Below are 24,312 nucleotides of genomic sequence, written 5' to 3'. Positions count from 1 at the left end.
CCGTCTTCTCCGAAAGGACCTGCGGCACCGTGCGCACCGACCTCATGAAGCCCCTGCCCGTCGCACTCCTGGAGAACGCGAGCCGATTCCCCGACAAGGTCGCATTCGCGGACGACCGGCGGGCGGTCACCTACGGGGACCTCGAGGCACGGACGCGCCGGCTGGCCGGACATCTGGCGCACCTCGGCGTCGAGCGCGGCGACCGCGTGGCCATCTGCCTCGGCAACACGGTGTCTACCGTGGAGAGCTACCTGGCGATCGTGCGCGCCGGAGGCATCGGGGTGCCGCTCAACCCCGCCTCGGCACCGGCCGAGCTGGAGTACCTCCTCGCCGACAGCGGCGCCACGCTCGTCGTCACCGACGCCGCACGGGCGGAGCGCTTCAGGGGCGCGCCGGGGCCGGCGCCCGCAACCGTGCTCCTCGTGACCGGCGAGGTCCCGGAAGGCCTCCGCGACGGGTCGGCGGTCCACGCGTACGACGAACTCGCCGACACCGAGCCGTCCGCGCCCGCCAGGGACGACCTCGCCCTCGACGACGTGGCCTGGATGTTCTACACGTCCGGGACCACCGGCCGGCCCAAGGGCGTGCTGTCGACGCAGGCCAACTGCCTGTGGTCCGTCGCCTCCTGCTACGTCCCCATCCCGGGGCTCACGGACCGGGACCGGGTGCTGTGGCCGCTGCCGCTCTTCCACAGCCTCTCGCACATCGCCTGCGTGCTGTCCGTCACCGTCGCCGGCGCCACCGCCCGGCTCATGGACGGCAGCTCCGCCGAGGACGTCATACGGGTGCTGCGCGAGGACGGCACGACGTTCCTGGCCGGCGTCCCCACCACCTACCACCACCTGGTGACGGCCGCCCGGCACAGCGGCTTCCGCGCGCCGGACCTGCGCATCGGCCTGGTCGGCGGCGCGGTCACCGGATCCGGTCTGCGCCGCGACTTCGAGGAGACCTTCGGGGTCCCGCTGGTCGATGCCTACGGCAGCACCGAGACCTGCGGCGCCATCACCATGAACCCGCCGGACGGCGCCCGGGTCGACGGCTCCTGCGGACTGCCCGTGCCGGGCGTCGACGTCCGCATCGTCGACCCCACCACGGGCGCCGACGTCCCCACGGGGCAGGAGGGGGAGGTCTGGGTCAGTGGGCCGAACGTCATGGTCGGCTACCACAACAGCCCCGAGGCGACCGCCGCCGCGATCCGGGACGGCTGGTTCCGGACCGGAGACCTGGCCCGGCGCGACGAGGCCGGCTACTTCACCATCCGCGGCCGGATCAAGGAACTCGTCATCCGCGGCGGCGAGAACATCCACCCCGAGGAGATCGAGGCGGTCCTGCGCACCGTCGAGGGCGTCGCGGACGTGGCCGTCGCCGGCGCACCGCACGCGACGCTCGGCGAGGTACCGGTCGCGTACGTGATCCCCGGCCCGACCGGGTTCGACCCCGCCCCGCTGGTCGCCCGCTGCCGCGAGCGGCTCTCCGCCTACAAGGTGCCGGAGCGGATCCACGAGGTCACGGAGATCCCCCGTACCGCGTCCGGCAAGGTCAAGCGACGCCTGCTGGCCGAGCAGCCGGGCCGCCTGCGGTACGCCGCGAGCGGACACCACGACACACTGACGCACGTCGACTGGATCCGGGTACCGGCACCCGACAACACCATGGCCACGATGGGGAGTTGGGCGCTCGCCGGCGCCGGGACGGCCGGGCTCGCCGACGCCCTGGCAGCGGCGGGCGCCCAGGTGCGCCACTACGCGGACCTGGCGGCGGTGCGCGCCGCCGTGGCCGACGGCGAGCCGGTCGCGGACGTGACGGTCCTGCTGCCCGCGGCCACGGCGGCGGGCGGCGCGACGGCCACAGCGACGGGCGACGGGACGGCCGACGGGACGGCCGACGCGGCGGACCGGCACGACACGACCCCGGACGCGATCGGCGTGGGGCGCGGCCGGGCCCGGCGCCTGGCCGAGGACCTGGACGCCTGGCTGGCACGACCGGAACTGGCGGCTGCAAAGCTGGTGATCCTCACGCGCGGCGCCGTCGCGGCCGACGCGGCGGACGGCGTCCAGCAACTCGCCGAGGCTCCGCTCTGGGCCGTCGTGCGCTCCTACCAGCGGGCCCGGCCGCAGGCACCCACCGTCGTGGACGTGCCGGACGACCCGGACACCCTGGCCTCCCCGGGCGCCCTGGTGGCGGCGCTCGCCTCCGGCGAACCCCAGATCGCCGTACGCCCGGCCGGTCTGCTGGTGCCCCGGCTGAAGCACCTGCCGGTCGACGACCGCCCGCAGACGGACTCCTGGCCCGCAGCCACCGGCACCGGCACCGGCACCGTGGTCGTCACCGGAGCGGACACCGAGCACGGCGCGGCACTCGCCCACCGCCTCGCCACCGTCCACCGGGCGAAGAACCTGCTCCTCGTCAGCGCGCCCGGCGCCCCCGGCACGACCCCCGGCACCGCCCCCGGCGACGAACTGGCCTTCGCCGGGACGTGCGTCCTGCGGGTCACCGCCGACGCGGCCCGACCGGAGCCGCTGCGGGACGCCCTGGCCGACCTGCGCCACCCGGTGACCGCGGTGGTGCACGCCGCCGACGCCCCCGAACTGGCCCTGCTGCTCGACCACATGACGGCAGGGGACGACCTCCGCGCCTTCGTCGTGGTGTCGACCGGGGCCGCCGGGCTGCTGGGCTCCCCCGACGACCCGGCCGCGGCCGTCGACGCGCTCCTCGGCGACGCCGTGGCGCACAACCGCCGACTGCGGCACCTGCCCGGCTCGTCCCTCGCCTGGGGCGGACGGCCCGAAGAGGGCGACGGCCACGGACCGGGGAGCGAGGGTGCGGGCGCGCTGCCTCAGGATCTGCTCTCCGCCTTCGACGTCGCCCTGACGACGAACCCCCCGTCACCGCTGGCCGTACTGCCCGGCGCACCGGCACAGAGCGCCCAAGTGCCCGCGATCCTGCGCTCCTTGAGCGAGGAACCCACTCGGTCCGGCGACCCGGACGCGGCCGTCACGGCAGCCCTGCGCGAACGGCTGTGCGCAATGGAGGAGCGCGCGCGGCTGGCCCTGCTCGAAGACCTGGTCCGCACGCAGGCCGCCGACGTACTGCAGCAGCCGGGCTCCGAACCGGTCGCGGCCGACCGCCCCTTCCACGAGCTGGGCTTCACCTCGAAGGGCGTCGTCGCACTGCGCGACCGGCTGACCGAGCAGACCGGACTGCGCCTGCCCACCACGATCGCCTTCGACCACCCCACCCCGTCGGCCCTCGCGGCCTTCCTGCGGTCCGAGATCCTCGAAGGCCCGAGGCCCGCACCGGCCACCGAGACGGTCATGGCCGCCGACCCCGACGAACCCCTCGCCATCGTCGGCATGGCCTGCCGGCTGCCGGGCGGAGTCTCCTCGCCCGAGGAGCTGTGGCAGCTCGTCGCCGACGGCATCGACGCCGTCTCCGACTTCCCCACCGACCGCGGCTGGGACCTGGAGGGCCTGTACCACCCGGACCCGGACCACGCGGGCACCAGCTACACCCGCTCGGGCGGCTTCCTCCACGAGGCGGGCCTGTTCGATCCGGGCTTCTTCGGGATCTCGCCGCGCGAGGCGCTGGCGATGGACCCGCAGCAGCGACTTCTGCTGGAGACCTCCTGGGAGGCGCTGGAGCGGGCGGGCATCGACCCGGACTCGCTGAAGGGCGCCGACGTCGGCGTGTTCACCGGGCTGTTCGGCCAGGGGTACGGGACCGGTGCGGCCACGCCGGAGCTGGAGGGCTTCGCGACCACGGGACTGGCGTCCAGCGTGGCCTCGGGCCGGGTGTCGTACGTGTTCGGCTTCGAGGGCCCGGCCGTGTCGGTGGACACGGCGTGCTCGTCGTCGCTGGTGGCGATGCACCTGGCGGCGCAGGCGCTGCGGCAGGGCGAGTGCTCCATGGCGCTGGCCGGCGGCGTCGCGGTGATGGCGACCCCCGACCATTTCGTGGAGTTCTCGCGTCAGCGCGGCCTGTCCGCCGACGGCCGCTGCAAGGCGTTCGCCGCGGCGGCCGACGGTACGGGCTGGTCCGAGGGCGTGGGTGTCGTGGTCCTGGAGCGCCTGTCGGTGGCGCGGGAACGCGGGCACCGGGTGCTCGCTGTGCTGCGGGGCAGCGCGGTGAACCAGGACGGCGCGTCCAACGGCTTGACCGCGCCCAACGGCCTGTCGCAGCAGCGGGTGATCCGCAGGGCGCTCGCCCATGCGGGCCTGGGGCCTGCGGATGTGGACGTGGTGGAGGCGCACGGTACGGGTACGGCTCTGGGCGACCCGATCGAGGCGCAGGCGCTGCTGGCGACGTACGGGAAGGGCCGTGATCCCCAACAGCCTTTGTGGCTGGGGTCGTTGAAGTCGAACATCGGGCACACGCAGGCCGCTGCTGGTGTGGCTGGTGTGATCAAGATGGTGCAGGCGCTGCGGCACGAGACGCTTCCGGCGACCCTGCACGTGGACGAGCCGACGACACAGGTGGACTGGTCGGCGGGTGCGGTAGAGCTGCTGACCGAGGCGCGGGAGTGGTCGCGTGTGGGTCGTCCGCGCCGTGCGGGCGTGTCCGCGTTCGGCGTCAGCGGGACCAACGCGCATCTGATCCTGGAGGAGGCGCCCGAGGAGGCGGCGACACCTGGCTCGGGCGAGCCGGTGCCGGGTGGTGTGGTGCCGTTGGTGGTGTCGGCGCGCAGCGAGTTGTCCCTGGCGGGCCAGGCGGAGCGGCTCGCCGCGTTCATCGAGGACGCCGGTCGGGTGTCGCTGGCGTCGGTGGCCGGGGCGCTGGTCTCCGGCCGTGCGGTGCTGAGCGAGCGTGCGGTGGTGGTGGCCGGTTCGGACGAGGAGGCGCTGGCGGGGCTGCGGGCGCTCGCCCAGGGCGAGGCCGCCGCCGGTGTGGTCTCCGGTTCGGGGTCGCCGGGCAAGGTGGTGTGGGTGTTCCCGGGCCAGGGCTCGCAGTGGGTGGGCATGGGCCGGGAGTTGCTGGAGTCGTCTCCGGTGTTCGCCGAGCGGATCGCGGAGTGTGCGGCGGCGTTGGAGCCGTGGATCGACTGGTCGCTGGTCGATGTGCTGCGCGGGGAGGCCCAGCCGGAGCTGTTGGAGCGGGTGGATGTGGTGCAGCCCGCCAGTTTCGCGGTGATGGTGGGTCTTGCCGCTGTCTGGTCCTCGGTCGGGGTTCGTCCGGATGCGGTGGTGGGTCATTCGCAGGGTGAGATCGCTGCTGCGTGTGTGTCGGGTGCGTTGTCGTTGGAGGACGCGGCGAAGGTCGTGGCGTTGCGCAGTCAGGCGATCCGTGAGCGGTTGGCCGGGCGTGGCGGCATGGCGTCCGTTGCGCTGAGCGAGGCCGAGGCGCTCGGGCGGCTGGAGTCTTGGTCGGATCGGGTCGAGGTGGCTGCGGTCAACGGCCCGTCGTCGGTGGTGGTCGCGGGTGACGCGCAGGCGCTGGACGAGGCCCTTCAATCGCTCTCGGACGCGGGCGTGCGGGTGCGTCGCGTGGCGGTGGACTACGCCTCGCACACCCGTCATGTGGAGGACATCCGGGAGGCGTTGGCCGACACACTCTCCGGTATCGAGGCCCAGGCGCCGACGATCCCCTTCTTCTCCACGGTCACCGGTTCCTGGGTTCGGGACGCCGGTGTCCTGGACGGCGGCTACTGGTATCGCAACCTGCGTGGTCAGGTCGGGTTCGGCCCGGCCGTCGCCGAGCTGATCCGCCAGGGACATGGCGCCTTCGTCGAGATCAGTGCCCACCCGGTCCTCGTCCAGCCGATCACCGAGACCGTCTACGACGCCGAGGGTGACGTGGACGCGGTGGTGACCGGTTCGCTGCGCCGCCAGGACGGCGGGCTGCGTCGTCTGCTGGCCTCGATGGCCGAGGTGTTCGTGCGCGGTGTCCCCGTGGACTGGTCGGGCGTCCTGCCCGCCGGAACCCCATCGGCGGGCGTGGACCTGCCGACGTACGCCTTCGAGCACAAGCACTACTGGCTCCAGCGGGCCGCGACCGCCACCGACGTGACCTCCCTCGGGCTCGCCGGAACCGATCACCCCCTCCTCGGGGCGGTCGTCAGCATGCCGGGCTCGGGCGGGCTCATGGCCACGTCGCGGTGGTCCCTCACGTCGCATCCCTGGCTCTCCGACCACCTCCTGGCCGATGCGGTCGTCGTGCCGAACGCCGCCCTGGTCGACCTGGCCATCCGGCTCGGCGACCTCGCCTGCGCCCCCGTCCTCGACACACTGACCGTCGACGCGCCTGTCGTGCTGCCGCAGCTCGGCAGCCGTGGCGTCCAGGTCGTCGTGGGCGAGCCCGACGAGGCGCTGCGGCGGCCGGTGGAGATCTACTCCCGCGCCGGGGACGCACCGTTGGACGCGGAGTGGACGCGGCACGCGCACGGCACGCTGGTGCCCGCAGCTCCCCGCGAACTGCCCGCGCCGGACACCGAGGGCAGCAAGGTCACCGAGGTGACCGAGGTCGCCCTGGACGGTGCCGCCGAGCGTGACGCGGAGCGCTACGGGGTCCACCCGGCGCTCCTCGACGCCGCCGTCCGTACGGTCGTACCGGACGGCATGCTCCCGTCCGTGTGGACCGGTGTGTCCCTCCTCGCGTCGGGCGCCGCCGCACTGCGGGTGCGCCGGGGCGCTGCGTCGGCGCAGGGCGGTACGCCCCTGCTGCTGAGCGACCCCACGGGGCAGCCCGTCATGACGGTGGAGGGCGTGCGCGGAACACCGTTCTCGCCCGAACAGGCCGGAATCGTCGGGGCGTTGCCGCACGACTCCCTGTTCCGCGTCGACTGGACGCGGGTGCCGCTTCCCGCCGTGGACGGGGCTCTCGCCATGGTGTCGGTCGCGAGCGGCGAGGACGTCGCCGCCTCGGCCGGGACGGACGGACCCGCCCCCGAGATCCTGCTGTACGACGCCCAGGCCGCGCCCATCCAGGGCGACCCCCGTGCGGCGGTCGGCGCGGCGCTCGCCGTCCTCCGGGCGTGGCTGACGGAGCCCGCCCTGGCGGAGACCCGGCTGGTCGTGGTCACCGGGGACGGTGACCGGCTCGACGCGGCCGCGGTGTGGGGTCTGGTGCGCTCGGCGCAGTCGGAGCACCCGGACCGGATCGTCCTCGTGGACCTCGACGACGAGTCCCGCTCCGCCCTGCCGGCCGTCGTCCTGAGCGGCGAACCGCAGGTGAGGGTGCGTGACGGTGTCGCCGAGGTGCCGCGCCTCGCACGCGTGGCGGCCGTGGTCCCCGAAGCCGGGCCGCACCCGCGTCCCCTCGATCCCGAGGGCACCGTACTGATCACCGGCGGCACCGGAACGCTCGGTGCGCTGACGGCGCGGCACCTGGTCACCGCGCACGGCGTCCGCCGTCTGGTCCTGGCCGGCCGCCGCGGCGGCGCCCCCCGGCTGCGCGAGGAGCTGACCGCGCTCGGCGCGACCGTCACCGTCGCCGCCTGCGACACCTCGGACCGGGCCCAACTGGAGGCGCTGCTGCGGGAGATACCGGCCGAGCATCCGCTGACCGCCGTCGTGCACTCCGCCGGGGTCCTGGACGACGGGGTGCTCACCGAGCTGACCCCGGAGCGCGTCGACACCGTACTGCGGCCCAAGCTGGACGCGGCCCTGCATCTGCACGAGCTGACCCGGGACCTGGACCTCGCCGCGTTCGTGCTCTTCTCCTCGGCGGCGGGCGTCCTCGGCAACCCCGGGCAGGGCAACTACGCAGCCGCCAACGCCTGCCTGGACGCCCTGGCGCGGCAGCGGCACCGGCTCGGCCTGCCGGCCGTGTCCCTCGCCTGGGGCTACTGGTCGACGGTCAGCGCCATGACCGGGCACCTGGGCGCCGCGGACCTGCGGCGCAACCAGCGCATCGGCATGGCCGGGCTCACCGCCGCCGAGGGCATGGCCCTCCTGGACGCCGCCCTGACCGGCGAACCGGGCACGGACGGCACGCTGGTCGCCGCGAAGTTCGACGTGACGGCCCTGCGGCGGTCGGCGGCCGACGCTCCCGTACCGGCCCTGCTGCGCGCTCTCGCGCCCGCCCCGCGGCCGACGGCCCGGGTGGCCGGCGCCTCGTCCGGGGCCGCGTCCCTGGCCGAGCGCCTCGCCCCGCTGAGCCGCACCGAGCAGACCGAGGCCCTGCTCGGCCTGGTGCGGCGGCACGCCGCCGAGGTCCTGGGACACAGCTCCGCCGACGCCGTACGCGCCGACCGGTCCTTCAAGTACGCCGGGTTCGACTCGCTGACCGCGGTGGAACTGCGCAACCGGCTCGCCGCCGCGACCGGTGTCACCCTCTCCCCGGCGGTCGCCTTCGACTATCCGAAGCCGGAGCTGCTCGCCGAGGAACTGCGCACCAGGCTCCTCGGCGAGGCGCCGCGGCACACGGACGAGCCCGCCGCCCCCGCCCCCGCCGCCGGTTCCGGGACGGACGACGAGCCGATCGCCATCGTGGCGATGGCCTGCCGCTTCCCCGCCGGGGTGCACAGCCCGGAGGACCTGTGGCGCGTGGTGGCCGACGGCGTCGACGCCGTCACCGAGTTCCCCGACGACCGCGGCTGGGACACCGACCGGCTCTTCGACCCGGACCCCGACCACGTCGGCACCACCTATGTGCGCCACGGCGCCTTCCTCGACGACGCCGCCGGATTCGACGCCGCCTTCTTCGGGATCTCGCCCAACGAGGCGCTCGCGATGGACCCGCAGCAGCGACTGCTCCTGGAGACCTCGTGGGAGGCCTTCGAGCGGGCCGCGATCGACCCGACGACCCTGGCCGGACAGGACGTCGGCGTGTTCGTCGGCGTCAACAGCCACGACTACAGCCTGCGCATGCACCAGGCGTCCGGCGTCGAGGGGTTCCGCCTCACCGGCGGCTCGGCCAGCGTCACCTCCGGCCGCATCGCCTACCACCTCGGCCTCGAAGGCCCCGCCATCACGGTCGACACGGCCTGCTCCTCCTCGCTGGTGGCCCTGCACATGGCGGCGCAGGCCCTCAACCGCGGCGAATGCACCATGGCCCTGGCCGGCGGTGTGATGGTGATGGGCACCGTGGAGACGTTCGTCGAGTTCTCCCGGCAGCGCGGCCTCGCGCCCGACGGCCGCTGCAAGGCGTTCGCGGACGGCGCGGACGGCACCGGCTGGTCCGAGGGTGCCGGGCTGCTCCTGGTGGAGCGGCTCTCGGACGCCCGCCGGCACGGGCACAAGGTCCTGGCGGTCGTCCGCGGCAGCGCGGTGAACCAGGACGGCGCGTCCAACGGCCTCACGGCTCCGAACGGGCCCTCGCAGCAGCGGGTGATCCGCAAGGCCCTGGCCCACGCCGGACTGTCGACGGCGGACGTGGACGCCGTGGAGGCGCACGGCACGGGCACGACGCTCGGCGACCCGATCGAGGCGGAGGCGCTGCTCGCGACCTACGGACAGGGCCGGGACCCGCAGCGGCCGCTGTGGCTCGGCTCGGTGAAGTCGAACCTCGGCCACACCCAGGCCGCCGCGGGTGTCGCCGGTGTGATCAAGATGGTCATGGCGATGCGGCACGGCGTCCTGCCCCGGACCCTGCACGTCGACCGGCCCTCCACCCACGTCGACTGGTCGGCCGGAGCCGTCGAGCTGCTGACCGAGGCGCGCGAGTGGTCGCGCGACGGCCGTCCGCGCCGCGCCGGAGTGTCCTCCTTCGGCATCGGCGGCACCAACGCGCACGTCATCGTCGAAGAAGCACCCGACGAACCGGCGCCCACCGCGCCGGAGCCCGCGCCGCGGCCGTCGGACGCCTCCGTGCCCGTGCCCGACCCTGAGCCCGTACCCGTGCCTGTGTCTGTGCCCGTGCCCGTGCCGGTGTCCGCGCGGACGGCGGCCGGACTGCGCGGCCAGGCCGACCGACTCGCCCGCTTCCTCGACGACCGGCCCGACGTCCCCCTCCCCGACACCGCCCACGCCCTCGCCACCGCCCGCGCCCAACTCGACCACCGCACCGTCGTCCTGGCCTCCGACCGGGACCGGCTGCGCGCCGATCTCACCGCCTGCGCGCAGGGAGCGGCGAGCCCCACGGTCGTCACCGGCACCCCGACCACGGGCAGACTGGCCGTCCTCTTCACCGGCCAGGGCAGCCAGTGGGCGGGCATGGGCCGCGGACTCGCCGAGGCCTTCCCGGTCTTCCGGGACGCCTTCGCCGCCGCGTGCTCGGCCGTGGACACACACCTGCGCGGGCACGCGGAGCGCCCGCTGCGCGACGTCGTCCTCGCCGCGCCGGGATCGCCCGACGGCGAGCTGCTCGACCGCACCATGTACACCCAGGGCGCCCTGTTCGCGCTGGAGACCGCGCTGTTCCGGCTCTTCGCATCCTGGGGCGTGCGACCGGACGTGCTCGCCGGGCACTCGATCGGTGAGATCACCGCCGCGCACGTCTGCGGAGTCCTCGACCTGGACCAGGCCGCCGAACTCGTCGCCGCACGCGGCCGGTTGATGCAGGCCCTGCCCGAAGGCGGCGCCATGGTCGCCGTCCAGGCCACCGAGGCCGAACTCGCGCCCTTGCTCGCGACGGCGCCGGGAACGGTCTGCGTCGCGGCGGTCAACGGCCCCGACGCGCTGGTCCTGTCCGGCGCCGAGGACGCCGTGCTCGCCGTCGCCGCCGAACTCGCCGAACGGGGCCGCAAGACGCGCAGGCTGACCGTCAGCCACGCCTTCCACTCGCCGCTGATGGAGCCCGTGCTGGAGGAGTTCCGCACGGTCGCGGAGCGCCTGTCGTACCGGCCGGGCACCGTCCCCGTCGTCTCCACCCTGACCGGTGAGGCCGCCCGGGACGGACAGCTCGCCACCCCCGGCTACTGGGTCGACCAGGCACGCCACGCGGTGCGGTTCGGCGACGCCCTCACCGCGCTCGTCGAGCAGGGCGTGACGACCTTCCTGGAGGTGGGCCCCGGCGGCGTCCTCGCCGCCATGGCGCTCGGCACGCCCGGCGTCCGGGAGGACGGCTGCGTCGCCACCCTCCGCAAGGACGGCACCGAGCCCGCCGACGTCCTTGCGGCACTCGCGCAACTGCACGTACGCGGAGTGGACCTGGACTGGCCGGCCGTCCTCGGCCGCCCGGCCACCGCGACCGGGCCCGCGACCGGGACCGAGCTGCCCACCTACGCCTTCCAGCACCAGCGGTACTGGGTCGAGACCGACGCCGCCTCGGCGGGCGGTGCCGAAGCCCTCGGTACCGCCGGCGCCCGGCACCCGCTGCTCGGCACCGTCGTCGAGGTGCCCGGCGACGACGGCACCGGCGGCGTCGTCCTCACCGGACGCCTGTCGCCGCGCGGCCGGGGCCTGCTCGGCGCGGCCACGGCGGCCGACGGCACCACCGGGGTCCCGGCCGCCGCCCTGCTGGAGATGATCCTCAGGGCCGGCGACGAGGTGGGCTGCGGAGGCCTCGAACGGATCGTGGTCGAGGAGCCGTTGACGGTCCCCGAGCACGGCCACACCCAGATACGGGTCACGGTCGACGGCTCGGACCCGGACGGGCGCCGCCGCGCGGCCGTCCACGGCCGCCCCCTCGACCCGGAGCAGGGGCCCTGGACGTGCCACGCCCGTGCAGTCCTCGCCCCCGGAATGCCACAGCCGGCCTTCGACCTGCGGACCTGGGCGCCGCCCACGGACGGTGCCGCGGCCCTGCCAGGCGCGCACCGCGTGTGGCAGCAGGACGGACGGACCTTCGCCGAGATCGCGCTGCCGGACGAACTCGCCGACGAGGCAGCCGAGTTCACCCTGCACCCGCTGCTCCTCGACACCGCGCTGGGCGTCCTGCGCACCCACACGGAGGCGGAGCCCACCGATCCCGGGACCGAGCCCACCGGTCCCGGGACCGAGCCCACGGGTTCCGGGACGGAGCCCATCCGCGCCGGGCGGCACGCCCGTGACCTTTCCGACTGCGCCGCGCTGGCGGTGTACGCGCAGGGCGCCACAGCGCTGCGGCTGCGGATCACTCCGGTGGAGGGCGAGCGCCACCTCGTCGAACTGGCGGACTCCTCCGGCGAACCCGTCGCCGTCCTCGGCCCGCTGAGCCTGGACACCGCTCCCGGAGGCGCCGCGCACCAGCACGTACCGCCGTCCGCGTACGACGCCGCCGCCGACACCCGGATCGCGCCCGCGAGCGACGCGCCGGAGCCGACCGGCGGCGTCCTGACCCGGCGCGTGGTGGCCAGGAGCGAGGGCGCGGGCGAGGCGTACGCCGGACGCCTGACCGGGCTCCCGGCCGAGGAACAGCACCGGCTGCTGATGGCGCTCGTCAAGGAGAGCGTCGCGATCGTGCTCGGCCACCGCGAGACGGACGCCTTCGACTTCGCCCCGGAGCAGCCCTTCAAGAGCCTCGGTTTCGACTCGCTCGGCGCGGTCAAGCTGCGCAACCGGCTGCACGACTTCACCGGCATCGAGCTGCCCGCCACGCTGGTCTTCGACTACCCCACCCCTCAGGTGCTGGTCCGCCACCTGCGCGCCGAACTGCTCGGCGAACAGGAGGAGGTGTCCGTCGCGGCCCCGGCCGTGGTGGCCTCCGAGGAGCCGATCGCGATCGTCGCCATGAGCACACGGCTGCCGGGCGGGGCGGACAGCCCCGAGGAGCTGTGGCAGCTCGTGACGGAGCGCCGGGACGCGGTGTCCGGCTTCCCGGTCGACCGGGACTGGGACCTGGAGGGCCTGTACCACCCGGACCCGGACCACGCGGGCACCAGCTACACCCGCTCGGGCGGCTTCCTCCACGAGGCGGGCCTGTTCGACGCGGGCTTCTTCGGGATCTCGCCGCGCGAGGCGCTGGCGATGGACCCGCAGCAGCGGCTGCTCCTGGAGACCTCCTGGGAGGCGCTGGAGCGGGCCGGCGTCGACCCGCTGTCCACCCGGGGCAGCGACATCGGCGTCTTCACCGGGATCGTCCACCACGACTACGTGACCCGGCTCCACCATGTGCCCGAGGACGCCCAGGGCTACCTCATGACTGGTACGGCGGCGAGCGTGGCCTCGGGCCGGGTGTCGTACGTCTTCGGCTTCGAGGGCCCGGCGGTCACCGTGGACACGGCGTGCTCCTCGTCGCTGGTGGCGATGCACCTGGCGGCGCAGGCGCTGCGGCAGGGCGAGTGCTCCATGGCGCTCGCCGGCGGCGCGACGGTCATGGCCAGCCCGGACGCCTTCCTGGAGTTCTCGCGTCAGCGGGGCCTGTCCGCCGACGGCCGCTGCAAGGCGTTCGCCGCGGCGGCCGACGGTACGGGCTGGTCCGAGGGCGTGGGTGTCGTGGTCCTGGAGCGCCTGTCCGTGGCGCGGGAACGCGGCCACAAGGTCCTGGCCGTGCTGCGCGGCAGCGCCGTCAACCAGGACGGCGCGTCCAACGGTCTCACGGCTCCGAACGGGCCCTCGCAGCAGCGGGTGATCCGCAGGGCGCTCGCCCATGCGGGCCTGGGGCCTGCGGACGTGGACGTGGTGGAGGCGCACGGTACGGGTACGGCTCTGGGCGACCCGATCGAGGCGCAGGCGCTGCTGGCGACGTACGGGCAGGGCCGGGACCCGCAGAAGCCGTTGTGGCTGGGCTCGTTGAAGTCGAACATCGGGCACACGCAGGCCGCTGCCGGCGTGGCCGGTGTGATCAAGATGGTGCAGGCGCTGCGGCACGAGACGCTTCCGGCGACCCTGCACGTGGACGAGCCGACGACACAGGTGGACTGGTCGGCGGGCGCGGTTCAGCTGCTGACCGAGGCCCGGCACTGGCCGCGCGACGGTCGGCCGCGCCGGGCAGGCGTCTCCTCGTTCGGCGCGAGCGGGACCAACGCGCATCTGATCCTGGAGGAGGCGCCCGAGGAGGAGGCGACACCTGGCTCGGACGAGCCGGTGCCGGGTGGTGCGGTGCCGCTGGTGGTGTCGGCGCGCAGCGCCGGTTCGCTGGCGGGCCAGGCCGGTCGTCTGGCCGCGTTCATGGAGGACGCGGGTCGGGTGTCGCTGGCGTCGGTGGCCGGGGCGCTGGTCTCCGACCGGGCGCTGCTGAGCGAGCGTGCGGTGGTGGTCGCCGACTCGGACGCGGACGCGCTCGCCGGCCTCCAGGCGCTGGCCCGCGGCGACAGCGCGTCCAACCTGGTGGTCGGCGGTGCCGGTTCTGGCGCGCCGGGCAAGGTGGTGTGGGTGTTCCCGGGCCAGGGTTCCCAGTGGGTGGGTATGGGCCGGGAGTTGATTGATTCGTCTCCGGTGTTCGCGGAGCGGATCGTGGAGTGTGCGGCGGCGTTGGAGCCGTGGATCGACTGGTCGCTGGTCGATGTGTTGCGCGGGGAGGCCGGGCCGGAGCTGCTGGAGCGGGTGGATGTGGTGCAGCCCGCCAGTTTCGCGGTGATGGTGGGTCTTGCCGCTGTCTGGTCCTCGGTCGGGGTTCGTCCGGATGCGGTGGTGGGTCATTCGCAGGGTGAGATCGCTGCTGCGTGTGTGTCGGGTGCGTTGTCGTTGGAGGACGCGGCCCGGGTGGTGGCGTTGCGCAGTCAGGCGATCCGTGAGCGGTTGGCCGGGCGTGGCGGCATGGCGTCCGTTGCGCTGAGCGAGGCCGAGGCGCTCGGACGGCTGGAGTCTTGGTCGGATCGGGTCGAGGTGGCTGCGGTCAACGGCCCGTCGTCGGTGGTGGTCGCGGGTGACGCGCAGGCGCTGGACGAGGCCCTTCAATCGCTCTCGGACGCGGGCGTGCGGGTGCGTCGCGTGGCGGTGGACTACGCCTCGCACACGCGTCACGTGGGGGACATCCGGGAGGCGCTGGCCGACACACTCTCCGGCATCGAGGCCCAGGCGCCGACGATCCCCTTCTACTCGACGGTGACGGGTGGTTGGGTGCAGGACGCCGGGGTTCTGGACGGCGGCTACTGGTATCGGAACCTGCGTGGTCAGGTCGGTTTCGGCCCGGCCGTGGCGGAGCTGATCCGGCAGGGCCACAAGGCTTTCGTGGAGATCAGTGCCCACCCGGTCCTCGTCCAGCCGATCACCGAGACCGTCTACGACGCCGAGGGTGACGTGGACGCGGTGGTGACCGGTTCGCTGCGCCGCCAGGACGGCGGGCTGCGCCGTCTGCTGGCCTCGATGGCCGAGGTGTTCGTGCGCGGTGTCCCCGTGGACTGGTCGGGCGTCCTGCCCGCCGGAACCGCGTCGGCGGGCGTGGACCTGCCGACGTACGCCTTCGACCGCCAGCGCTACTGGCTCAAGGAGGCGGACGTGGCCGACGCGGCCGCCGAGGCCTCCGAGGGCGCGGACTCCGACTTCTGGCAGGCGGTCGAGCACGCCGATCTGGACTCGCTCACCGAACTGTTGGAGACGGCGTCGGCCGACGAGCGCACCGCGCTGAGCACGGTCGTGCCCGTCCTCGCCCAGTGGCGCGGCAAACGACGTGAGCAGTCGACCGCGGAGAAGCTGCGCTATCACATCACCTGGCAGCCGCTGGAACGCGAAGCCGCCGGGGTGCCGAGCGGGCGGTGGCTGGTCGTCGTACCGTCCGAGCGCGCGGACGACACCGCGATCGACGCTCTCCTTCAGGAACTGAGCGGTCAGGGGCTCGGCATGGTCCGGCTCGAGGTCGGCGAGGACGACCGTACGCGGCAGCGGCTCGCCGAGCGGCTGGCCGGTGTCCTCGCCGAACACGACGTGAGCGGAGTGCTCTCGCTGCTCGCCCTCCAGGCGGCCGGCGGCCCGCAGGACCCGCTCGCGGTCACGGCGTCGGCACTCGCACTGGTCCAGGCCCTGGCGGACGGCAATGTCACCGTGCCCCTGTGGTGCCTGACCAGGGGCGCGGTGAACATCGGCATCCACGACACCCTCACCTCGCCCGCCCAGGCGGGGCTGTGGGGCCTCGGCCGGGCCGCAGCGCTCGAACGCCTCGACCGATGGGGCGGGTTGGTCGACCTGCCCGCGAGGACGGACGCGCGTACGGCCCAGTATCTGCTCGGCGTGCTCAACGGCGCCGCGGGCGACGACCAGCTCGCGGTACGGCGCTCGGGCGTCTACAGCCGTCGGCTGGTCCGCAAGCCCGTGCCGGAGGCGACGTCCGTCGACACCCGCTGGCAGCCCCGGGGCACCGTCCTCGTGACCGGCGGCGCCGAAGGACTCGGCAGGCATGTCGCGGTGTGGCTCGCGCTCGCCGGTGCCGAGCGGCTCGTCATCACCACCACCGCGCACGCCCCCGACGAGGCCGTGCCCGCGCTGCGGGCCGAGCTGGCAGCGCTCGGCGTCGACACGGCGGTGGAGTCCTGTGCGGACGCGGACCGGGACGCCGTCGCGGCCCTGCTGTCCGCGGCGGAACAGCCGTTCACCGCGGTGGTGCACGCCGCCGACATCACCCAGAGCAGCACCATCGACGACACCGAAGTGGCCGATCTCGTCGAGGTGTTCGCGGCCAAGGTGGACACCGCCCTGTGGCTGGACGAGCAGTTCGAGGACACGCCGCTCGACGCGTTCGTGGTGTTCTCCTCGATCGCCGGTGTGTGGGGCGGCGGCGGGCAGGGTCCGTCCGCGGCGGCCAACGCCGTCCTGGACGCCCTCGTCGAGTGGCGCCGCGCCCGAGGGCTGAGGGCGACGTCGCTCGCCTGGGGCGCCCTCGACCAGATCGGCGTGGGCATGGACGAGGCGGCCCTCGCCCAGCTGCGCCGCCGCGGCGTGCTGCCCATGGCCCCGCAGCTGGCGGTCACCGCGCTGGTGCAGGCGGTGCGGGGCAACGAGAAGTTCGTGACGGTGGCCGACATGGACTGGGGTGCCTTCATCCCCGCGTTCACCTCGGTCCGCACCAGCCCGCTCTTCGCCGACCTGCCCGAGGCGAAGGCGGTGCTCCAGGCGGCACAGCGCGACAGCGAGAACAGCGACGCCGCCTCGTCCCTCGCGGACTCCCTGCGGGCGGTCTCCGAAGCCGAGCAGAACCGCATCCTGCTGCGCCTGGTGCGCGGCCACGCCTCGACGGTCCTCGGCCACGGCGGTGCGGAGGGCATCGGTGCGCGCCAGGCGTTCCAGGAGGTCGGTTTCGACTCGCTGGCCGCGGTGAACCTGCGCAACAGCCTGGGCGCGGCCACCGGACTGCGGCTGCCCGCCACGCTGATCTTCGACTACCCCACCCCGGAGGCGCTGGTCGGCCTGTTGCGCGCAGAGCTCCTGCGGGAGCCCGACGACGGTCCGGACGCGCGTGAGGACGACCTCAGGAGGGTCCTGGCCTCCGTTCCGTTCGCCCGGTTCAAGGAGGCCGGTGTCCTGGAGACCCTGCTGGGCCTCGCCGACGAGGGCGAGGGCCGGGACGAGGGCGACGAGAAGCCGGACGCGGACGCGTCGGCTGCCGGGGCGTCGGCGACCGCCGACGCCGAGGAACTGATCGATGCGATGGACCTGGCCGGCCTGGTGCAACGGGCCCTGGGCAAGGCGAGCTGACCACTGATGGCGAAGGAATCGTGGAGGATGGGTATGTCCGCGCCGGACGAGCAGGTTGTCGAGGCACTGCGGGCCTCGCTGAAGGAGAACGCTCGGCTTCAGCAGGAGAACAGCGATCTCGCGGCTGCGGCCACGGAGCCCATCGCGATCGTCTCCATGGCCTGCCGGTACGCCGGCGGGATCCGCAGCCCGGAGGATCTGTGGCGGGTGGTGTCCGAGGGCGCCGACGTCTACACCTCCTTCCCCGAGGACCGGGGCTGGGACCTGGAGGGCCTCTACCACCCGGACCCCGACAACCCCGGCACCACGTATGTGCGCGAGGGCGCCTTCCTGCATGACGCGGGCCAGTTCGACGCCGCGTTCTTCGGGATCTCCCCCCGCGAGGCCCTGGCGATGGACCCCCAGCAGCGCCAGCTGCTCGAAGTGTCCTGGGAAGCCCTCGAACGGGCCGGCATCGACCCGCACTCGGTGCGCGGCAGTGACGTCGGGGTGTTCGCCGGCATGGTGCACCAGGACTACGCCCCCGACCTGAGCGGCCACGAGGACTTCCTCAGCCTGGAACGCGCCCTCGGCACCTCGGGCGGCGTCGCCTCCGGACGCGTCGCCTACACCCTCGGACTGGAGGGCCCCGCGGTCACCGTCGACACCATGTGCTCCTCCTCGCTGGTCGCGACGCATCTCGCAGCGCAGGCGCTGCGCCGCGGCGAGTGCTCGATGGCGCTGGTGGGCGGCTCCACGGTGATGGCGACGCCGGGCGGGTTCGTCGGCTTCGCCCGGCAGCGGGCCCTCGCCTTCGACGGGCGCTGCAAGTCGTACGCCGCCGGCGCCGACGGCTCCGGCTGGGCCGAGGGCGTGGGCGTCCTGCTCCTGGAGCGGCTGTCGGTGGCCAAGGAGCGCGGTCACCGGATCCTCGCGGTGATCCGTGGCAGCGCCGTCAACCAGGACGGCGCGTCCAACGGACTGACCGCCCCGAACGGCCCCGCCCAGCAGCGCGTGATCCGCAAGGCCCTGACCGGTGCCGGGCTCTCCCCGGCCGACGTCGACGCGGTGGAGGGCCACGGCACGGGCACGGTCCTCGGCGACCCGATCGAGGCACAGGCGCTGCTCGCGACGTACGGGCAGGGCCGGGACCCGCAGAAGCCGCTGTGGCTCGGCTCGGTCAAGTCCGTCATCGGGCACACCCAGGCGGCTTCCGGCGTGGCCGGTGTCATCAAGACGGTCCAGGCGCTGCGCCACGGAGTGCTCCCGGCGACCCTGCACCTGGACGCGCCGACCCCCCAGGTGGACTGGTCCGCGGGCGCGGTCCGGCTGCTGGCCGAGTCCCGTGAGTGGCCGCGCGACGGCCGGCCGCGCCGGGCCGGTGTCTCCTCGTTCGGTGCCAGCGGGACGAACGCGCACCTGATCCTGGAGGAGGCGCCGCAGGACGAGCAGCAGCCGCCCGCCGCACCGCAGGCCGCGCCCGCCGGCGCCGTACCGCTGGTGGTCTCGGCGGAGACCGCCGCGTCCCTGGCGACCCAGGCGGAGCGGCTGGCCGCGTACGTCGAAGGCGCCGAGGCGGTGCCGCTGACGGACGTCGCCCGCGCCCTGGTGACGGGCCGCGCGGTGCTGGGCGAGCGTGCGGTGGTGGTGGCCGGTTCGCACGAGGAGGCGCAGGCCGGGCTGCGGGCGCTCGCACAGGGCGAGAGCGCGGCCGGTGTGGTCTCCGGCTCGGGGACGCCGGGCAAGCTGGTGTGGGTGTTCCCGGGCCAGGGTTCCCAATGGGTCGGCATGGGCCGGGAGTTGCTGGAGTCGTCCCCGGTGTTCGCCGAGCGGATCGTGGAGTGCGCGGCCGCCCTCGACCGATGGGTGGACTGGTCGCTCGTCGATGTCCTGCGCGGGGAGGCCGAGCCGGAACTGCTGGAGCGGGTGGACGTGGTCCAGCCCGCCAGCTTCGCCGTGATGGTCGGCCTTGCCGCTGTGTGGGCGTCCGCGGGGGTCGAGCCCGACGCGGTGGTCGGCCACTCGCAGGGCGAGATCGCCGCCGCCTGCGTGTCCGGCGCGCTGTCGCTTCAGGACGCGGCGAAGGTGGTGGCGCTGCGCAGCCAGGCCATCGGCCGGCAGCTCGCCGGACGCGGCGGCATGGCCTCGGTCGCGCTGAGCGAGGACGAGGCCGTCGCGCGTCTGGAGCGCTGGGCGGACCGGGTCGAGGTGGCCGCGGTCAACGGCCCCTCCTCCGTGGTGATCGCCGGAGACGCGCAGGCGCTGGACGAGGCGCTGGACACCCTGGAGGACCAGGGCGTACGGGTGCGGCGGATCGCCGTGGACTACGCCTCGCACTCCCGGCACGTGGAGCGGATCCGCGACGCCCTCGCCGAGACGCTGGCCGGTATCACCGCCCAGGCACCGGCGATCCCCTTCTACTCGACCGTCACCGGCGCCTGGGTGGAGGAGGCCGGTGTCCTCGACGGCGGCTACTGGTACCGCAACCTGCGCGGCCAGGTCGGGTTCGGCCCGGCCGTCGCCGAGCTGATCCGCCAGGGACACGGCGCCTTCGTCGAGATCAGCGCCCACCCGGTCCTCGTCCAGCCGATCACGGAGATCGTGTACGACGCCGAGGGTGACGTGGACGCGGTGGTGACCGGTTCGCTGCGCCGCCAGGAGGGCGGCCCGCGCCGCCTGTTCGCCTCGATGGCGGAGCTGTTCGTGCGCGGTGTCCCCGTGGAGTGGGCCAAGGTGCTGCCCGCCACGGCCGGCTCGGCCCCGGTGGACCTGCCGACGTACGCCTTCGACCACCAGCACTACTGGCTGCGGATGGGCGACTCGGCCACGGACTCGGCCTCGCTGGGACTGGCCGCGACCGACCACCCGCTGCTCGGCGCGGTGGTGCAACTGCCGCAGTCCGACGGCCTGGTCTTCACCTCGCGCCTCTCGCTGCAGTCGCACCCCTGGCTCGCCGGGCACGCGATCGGCGGCGTCGTCATCGTCCCTGGCACGGCGTACGTCGACCTCGCCGTCCGCGCCGGCGACGAGTTCGGCTACGGCGTCCTGGAAGAGCTGGTGATCGAGGCGCCGCTGGCGCTGCCCGAGCGCGGCGGGGTACGCGTCCAGGTCGCCGTGAGCGGAGCGGGCACGACCGGCACACGCACCGTGGACGTGTACTCCCTGCGCGAGGACGACGCGAGCGAGGACGGTACGGGCGCCTGGACGCGGCACGCCACCGGACTCCTGTCGTCCGCGCCGAAGGACCCGCGGGCCGACGTCGACTTCGCCGCGTGGCCGCCGCCGGGCGCACAGCCCGTCGACGTCGACAACTTCTACGGCGACCTCGTCGAGCGCGGCTACGCCTACGGGCCCGCGTTCCAGGGCATGCGCGCGGTGTGGCGGCGCGGCGAGGAGGTCTTCGCCGAGGTCGCCCTGCCCGACGAACAGCGCGAGGAAGCGGGCCGGTTCGGCATCCACCCGGCCCTCCTCGACGCCGCACTCCACACGAACGCCCTCGCCAACCCGGACGACGACCGCAAGGTGCTGCCGTTCGCGTGGAACGGCCTCGTCCTGCACGCCGCCGGAGCCTCGGCGCTGCGGGTGCGGGTCGCGCCGTGCGGCCCGGACGCGCTGTCGTTCCAGGCCGCCGACGAGACCGGTGGCCTGGTCGTGACGATGGACTCGCTGGTGTCGCTGCCGGTCTCCACCGACCAGCTCGACGCGGCGGCGGCGGACGAGAGCCGCGACGCGCTGTTCGGCGTGGAGTGGACCGAGCTGCCCCCGGCGCAGGGCGCCGTGCCCGCGGCGGCGTGGGCGCCGGTGGCCACGGCCGAGGACGTCACGACCCTGGCCGGCACCGCCGCGGCACCGCCGGTCGCGGTTCTCACCGCCGTCGGCGGCGACGGCGAGAGCGCCGTACTCGCCCTGTCCACACGGGTGTTGAGCGTGCTCCAGGCGTGGCTGGCCACGGACGGACTCGACCAGTCGCGGCTCGTGGTGCACACCCGGGGCGCGGTGCCCGCCGGGGACGGCGTGGTGACCGACCCGGCCGGAGCGGCGGTGTGGGGTCTGGTGCGCGCCGCGCAGGCCGAGAACCCGGACCGGGTCGTCCTCCTCGACACCGACCCGGCCACCGTCGAAGGACCGGCAGCCGTCCTGGGCGCGGTCCTCGCCTGCGGCGAACCGCAGGTCGCGGTGCGCGCTGCGGCGCTGTCGGCGCCCCGCCTCGCCCGTGTCACCGGCCAAGTCCCGGACACCCCCGGGGTGTTCGGACCGGAAGGCACGGTCCTGCTCACCGGTGGCACCGGCTCCCTGGGCGGCCTCGTGGCCCGGCACCTCGTCACCCGCTACGGCGTACGCCACCTCGTCCTCGCCGGCCGGCGCGGCCCCGCCGCCGAGGGCGTGCCGGAGCTGGTCGCCGAGCTGACCGGGCTGGGTGCGGAGGTCTCCGTCGCGGCCTGCGACGTCTCCGAGCGCCGTGCCGTCGAGGCACTGCTGGCATCCGTGCCCGAGGAGCACCCGCTGACCGGCGTGGTGCACCTGGCCGGTGTGCTGGACGACGGCGTGATCGCGGCACTCACCCCGCAGCGCCTCGCCGCGGTGTTCGCACCCAAGGTGGACGCGGTGCGCCACCTCGACGAGCTGACCCGGGACCTGGACCTCGACGCGTTCGTCGTGTTCTCCTCCGCCGCCGCCCTCATGGGATCGGCAGGCCAGGGCAACTACGCCGCCGCCAACGCCTTCCTCGACGGACTGATGGCGGGCCGCCGCGCGGCCGGCCTGCCCGGCCTCTCCCTGGCCTGGGGCCTGTGGGAGCAGAGCGACGGCCTGACCGCGCACCTCAGCGCCGTCGACCAGGCCCGCATGAGCCGCGGCGGTGTCCTCGCACTGACCCAGGCCGAGGGCCTGCGCATCTTCGACACCGGCCTGCACATGGGCCAGGCACTCCTCGTGCCGATCAAGCTGGACCTGAAGACGCTGCGCGGCCAGGCCACGGCCGACGGGGGAGTCCCGCACCTGCTGCGCGGCCTGGTACGCGCCGGTCGGCGCACGGCGCGGGCGGCGGCCGGGGACAGCAGCGCGCTGGTCCGCCGGCTCGCCGGGCTCTCCCCGGACGAGCAGGAGAGCGTCCTGCTGTCCGTGGTCCAGGCCGAGGCGGGCGCCGTACTCGGCTTCACCAGCCCCGATCTGGCCCAGGGCGCCAAGAGGTTCAGCGACATCGGCTTCGACTCCCTGACCGCCGTCGAACTGCGCAACCGGCTGAGCGCGGCGACCGGAGTGAAGCTGCCCGCCACACTCATCTTCGACTACCCGACCCCGCAGGCCCTGGCCCGCTATCTGCGCGAGGAACTGGGCGACACGGCGGCGGCCGACGCACCTGCCGCGACCGCCGCCGCGGGTACGGACCCCGACGAGCCGATCGCGATCGTCGGCATGTCGTGCCGGCTGCCCGGCGGGGTGACGAGCCCCGAGTCCCTGTGGCGGCTGGTGCAGGAGGGCCGCGAGGGCATGTCCACCTTCCCGGACGACCGCGGCTGGGACCTGGAGAGCCTGTTCGACGACGACCCGGACCACGCGGGCACCTCGTACTCCACCAAGGGCGGCTTCCTCAAGGGCGCGGGCCTGTTCGACGCGGGCTTCTTCGGGATCTCGCCGCGCGAGGCGCTGGCGATGGACCCGCAGCAGCGGCTCCTCCTCGAAGCCTCCTGGGAGGCCCTGGAGCGGGCGGGCGTCGACCCGACCACGGCCCGGGGCGACAACATCGGCGTGTTCTCCGGCGTCTCCATCCACGACTACGTCGAGTCCCTGACCAGCATGCCCGCCGAACTCGAAGGCTTCGCCACGACCGCCACCGCGGGAAGCGTGGCCTCGGGCCGCATCTCGTACGTGTTCGGCTTCGAGGGCCCGGCGGTCACCGTGGACACGGCGTGCTCGTCGTCGCTGGTGGCGATGCACCTGGCGGCGCAGGCGCTGCGGCAGGGCGAGTGCTCCATGGCGCTCGCGGGCGGCGTCGCCGTGATGGGATCGCCGATCGGCGTCCTCGGCATGTCGCGCCAGCGTGGCCTGGCCGCCGACGGCCGCTGCAAGGCGTACGCGGACGACGCCGACGGCACCGTGCTCTCCGAGGGCGTGGCCCTGGTCGTGCTGGAGCGTCTGTCGGTGGCGCGGGAGCGCGGCCACAAGGTTCTGGCCGTGCTGCGGGGCAGCGCGGTGAACCAGGACGGTGCGTCCAACGGCCTGACGGCTCCGAACGGTCCTTCGCAGCAGCGGGTGATCCGGGGTGCCCTGGCCAACGCGGGTCTGGGTCCGGCGGATGTGGACGTGGTCGAGGGGCATGGCACGGGTACGGTCCTCGGCGACCCGATCGAGGCGCAGGCCCTGCTCGCGACGTACGGGAAGGGCCGTGATCCCCAACAGCCTTTGTGGCTGGGGTCGTTGAAGTCGAACATCGGGCACACGCAGGCCGCTGCCGGCGTGGCCGGTGTGATCAAGATGGTGCAGGCGCTGCGGCACGGTGTGCTCCCCCCGACGCTCCACGCGCAGCAGCGCACGACGAAGGTGGAATGGACGGACGGCGCCGTCGAGCTGCTGACCGAGGCGCGCGAGTGGTCGCGCGACGGTCGTCCGCGCCGCGCCGGGGTGTCCTCGTTCGGCATCAGCGGGACGAACGCGCACCTGATCCTGGAGGAGGCGCCCGAGGAGCCGGCGAAGTCCGGCTCGGACGAGCCGGTCCCGGGTGGTGTGGTGCCGTTGGTGGTGTCGGCGCGCAGTGCCGGTTCGCTGGCGGGCCAGGCGGAGCGTCTTGCCGCGTTCATCGAGGACGCCGGGCAGGTGCCGCTCGCGTCGGTGGCCGGGGCACTCGTCTCCGATCGGGCGCTGCTGAGCGAGCGTGCGGTGGTGGTCGCCGGTTCGGACGAGGAGGCGCTGGCGGGGCTGCGTGCGCTCGCCCAGGGCGAGGCCGCCGCCGGTGTGGTCTCCGGTTCGGGGA

2 protein-coding genes are annotated in these 24,312 nt (G+C 74.4%); both read left to right on the top strand.

From position 1 onward, the window contains the following. The first annotated feature begins 29 nt into the window (after positions 1-29). On the top strand, positions 30-17,363 hold the full coding sequence (locus AQI95_RS49290; protein ID WP_279617038.1) for a type I polyketide synthase: 17,334 nt from the start codon (positions 30-32) through the stop codon (positions 17,361-17,363). A 33-nt stretch (positions 17,364-17,396) separates the two neighbouring features. After that, the coding region (locus AQI95_RS34970; protein WP_159056634.1) for a type I polyketide synthase at positions 17,397-24,312 on the top strand (6,916 nt) is incomplete at its 3' end.

The organism is Streptomyces yokosukanensis (assembly GCF_001514035.1).
Taxonomy (GTDB): Bacteria; Actinomycetota; Actinomycetes; order Streptomycetales; family Streptomycetaceae; genus Streptomyces; species Streptomyces yokosukanensis.
Note: the sequence above shows the minus strand (reverse complement) of the source record. Positions and strands in the feature narration are given on the sequence as shown.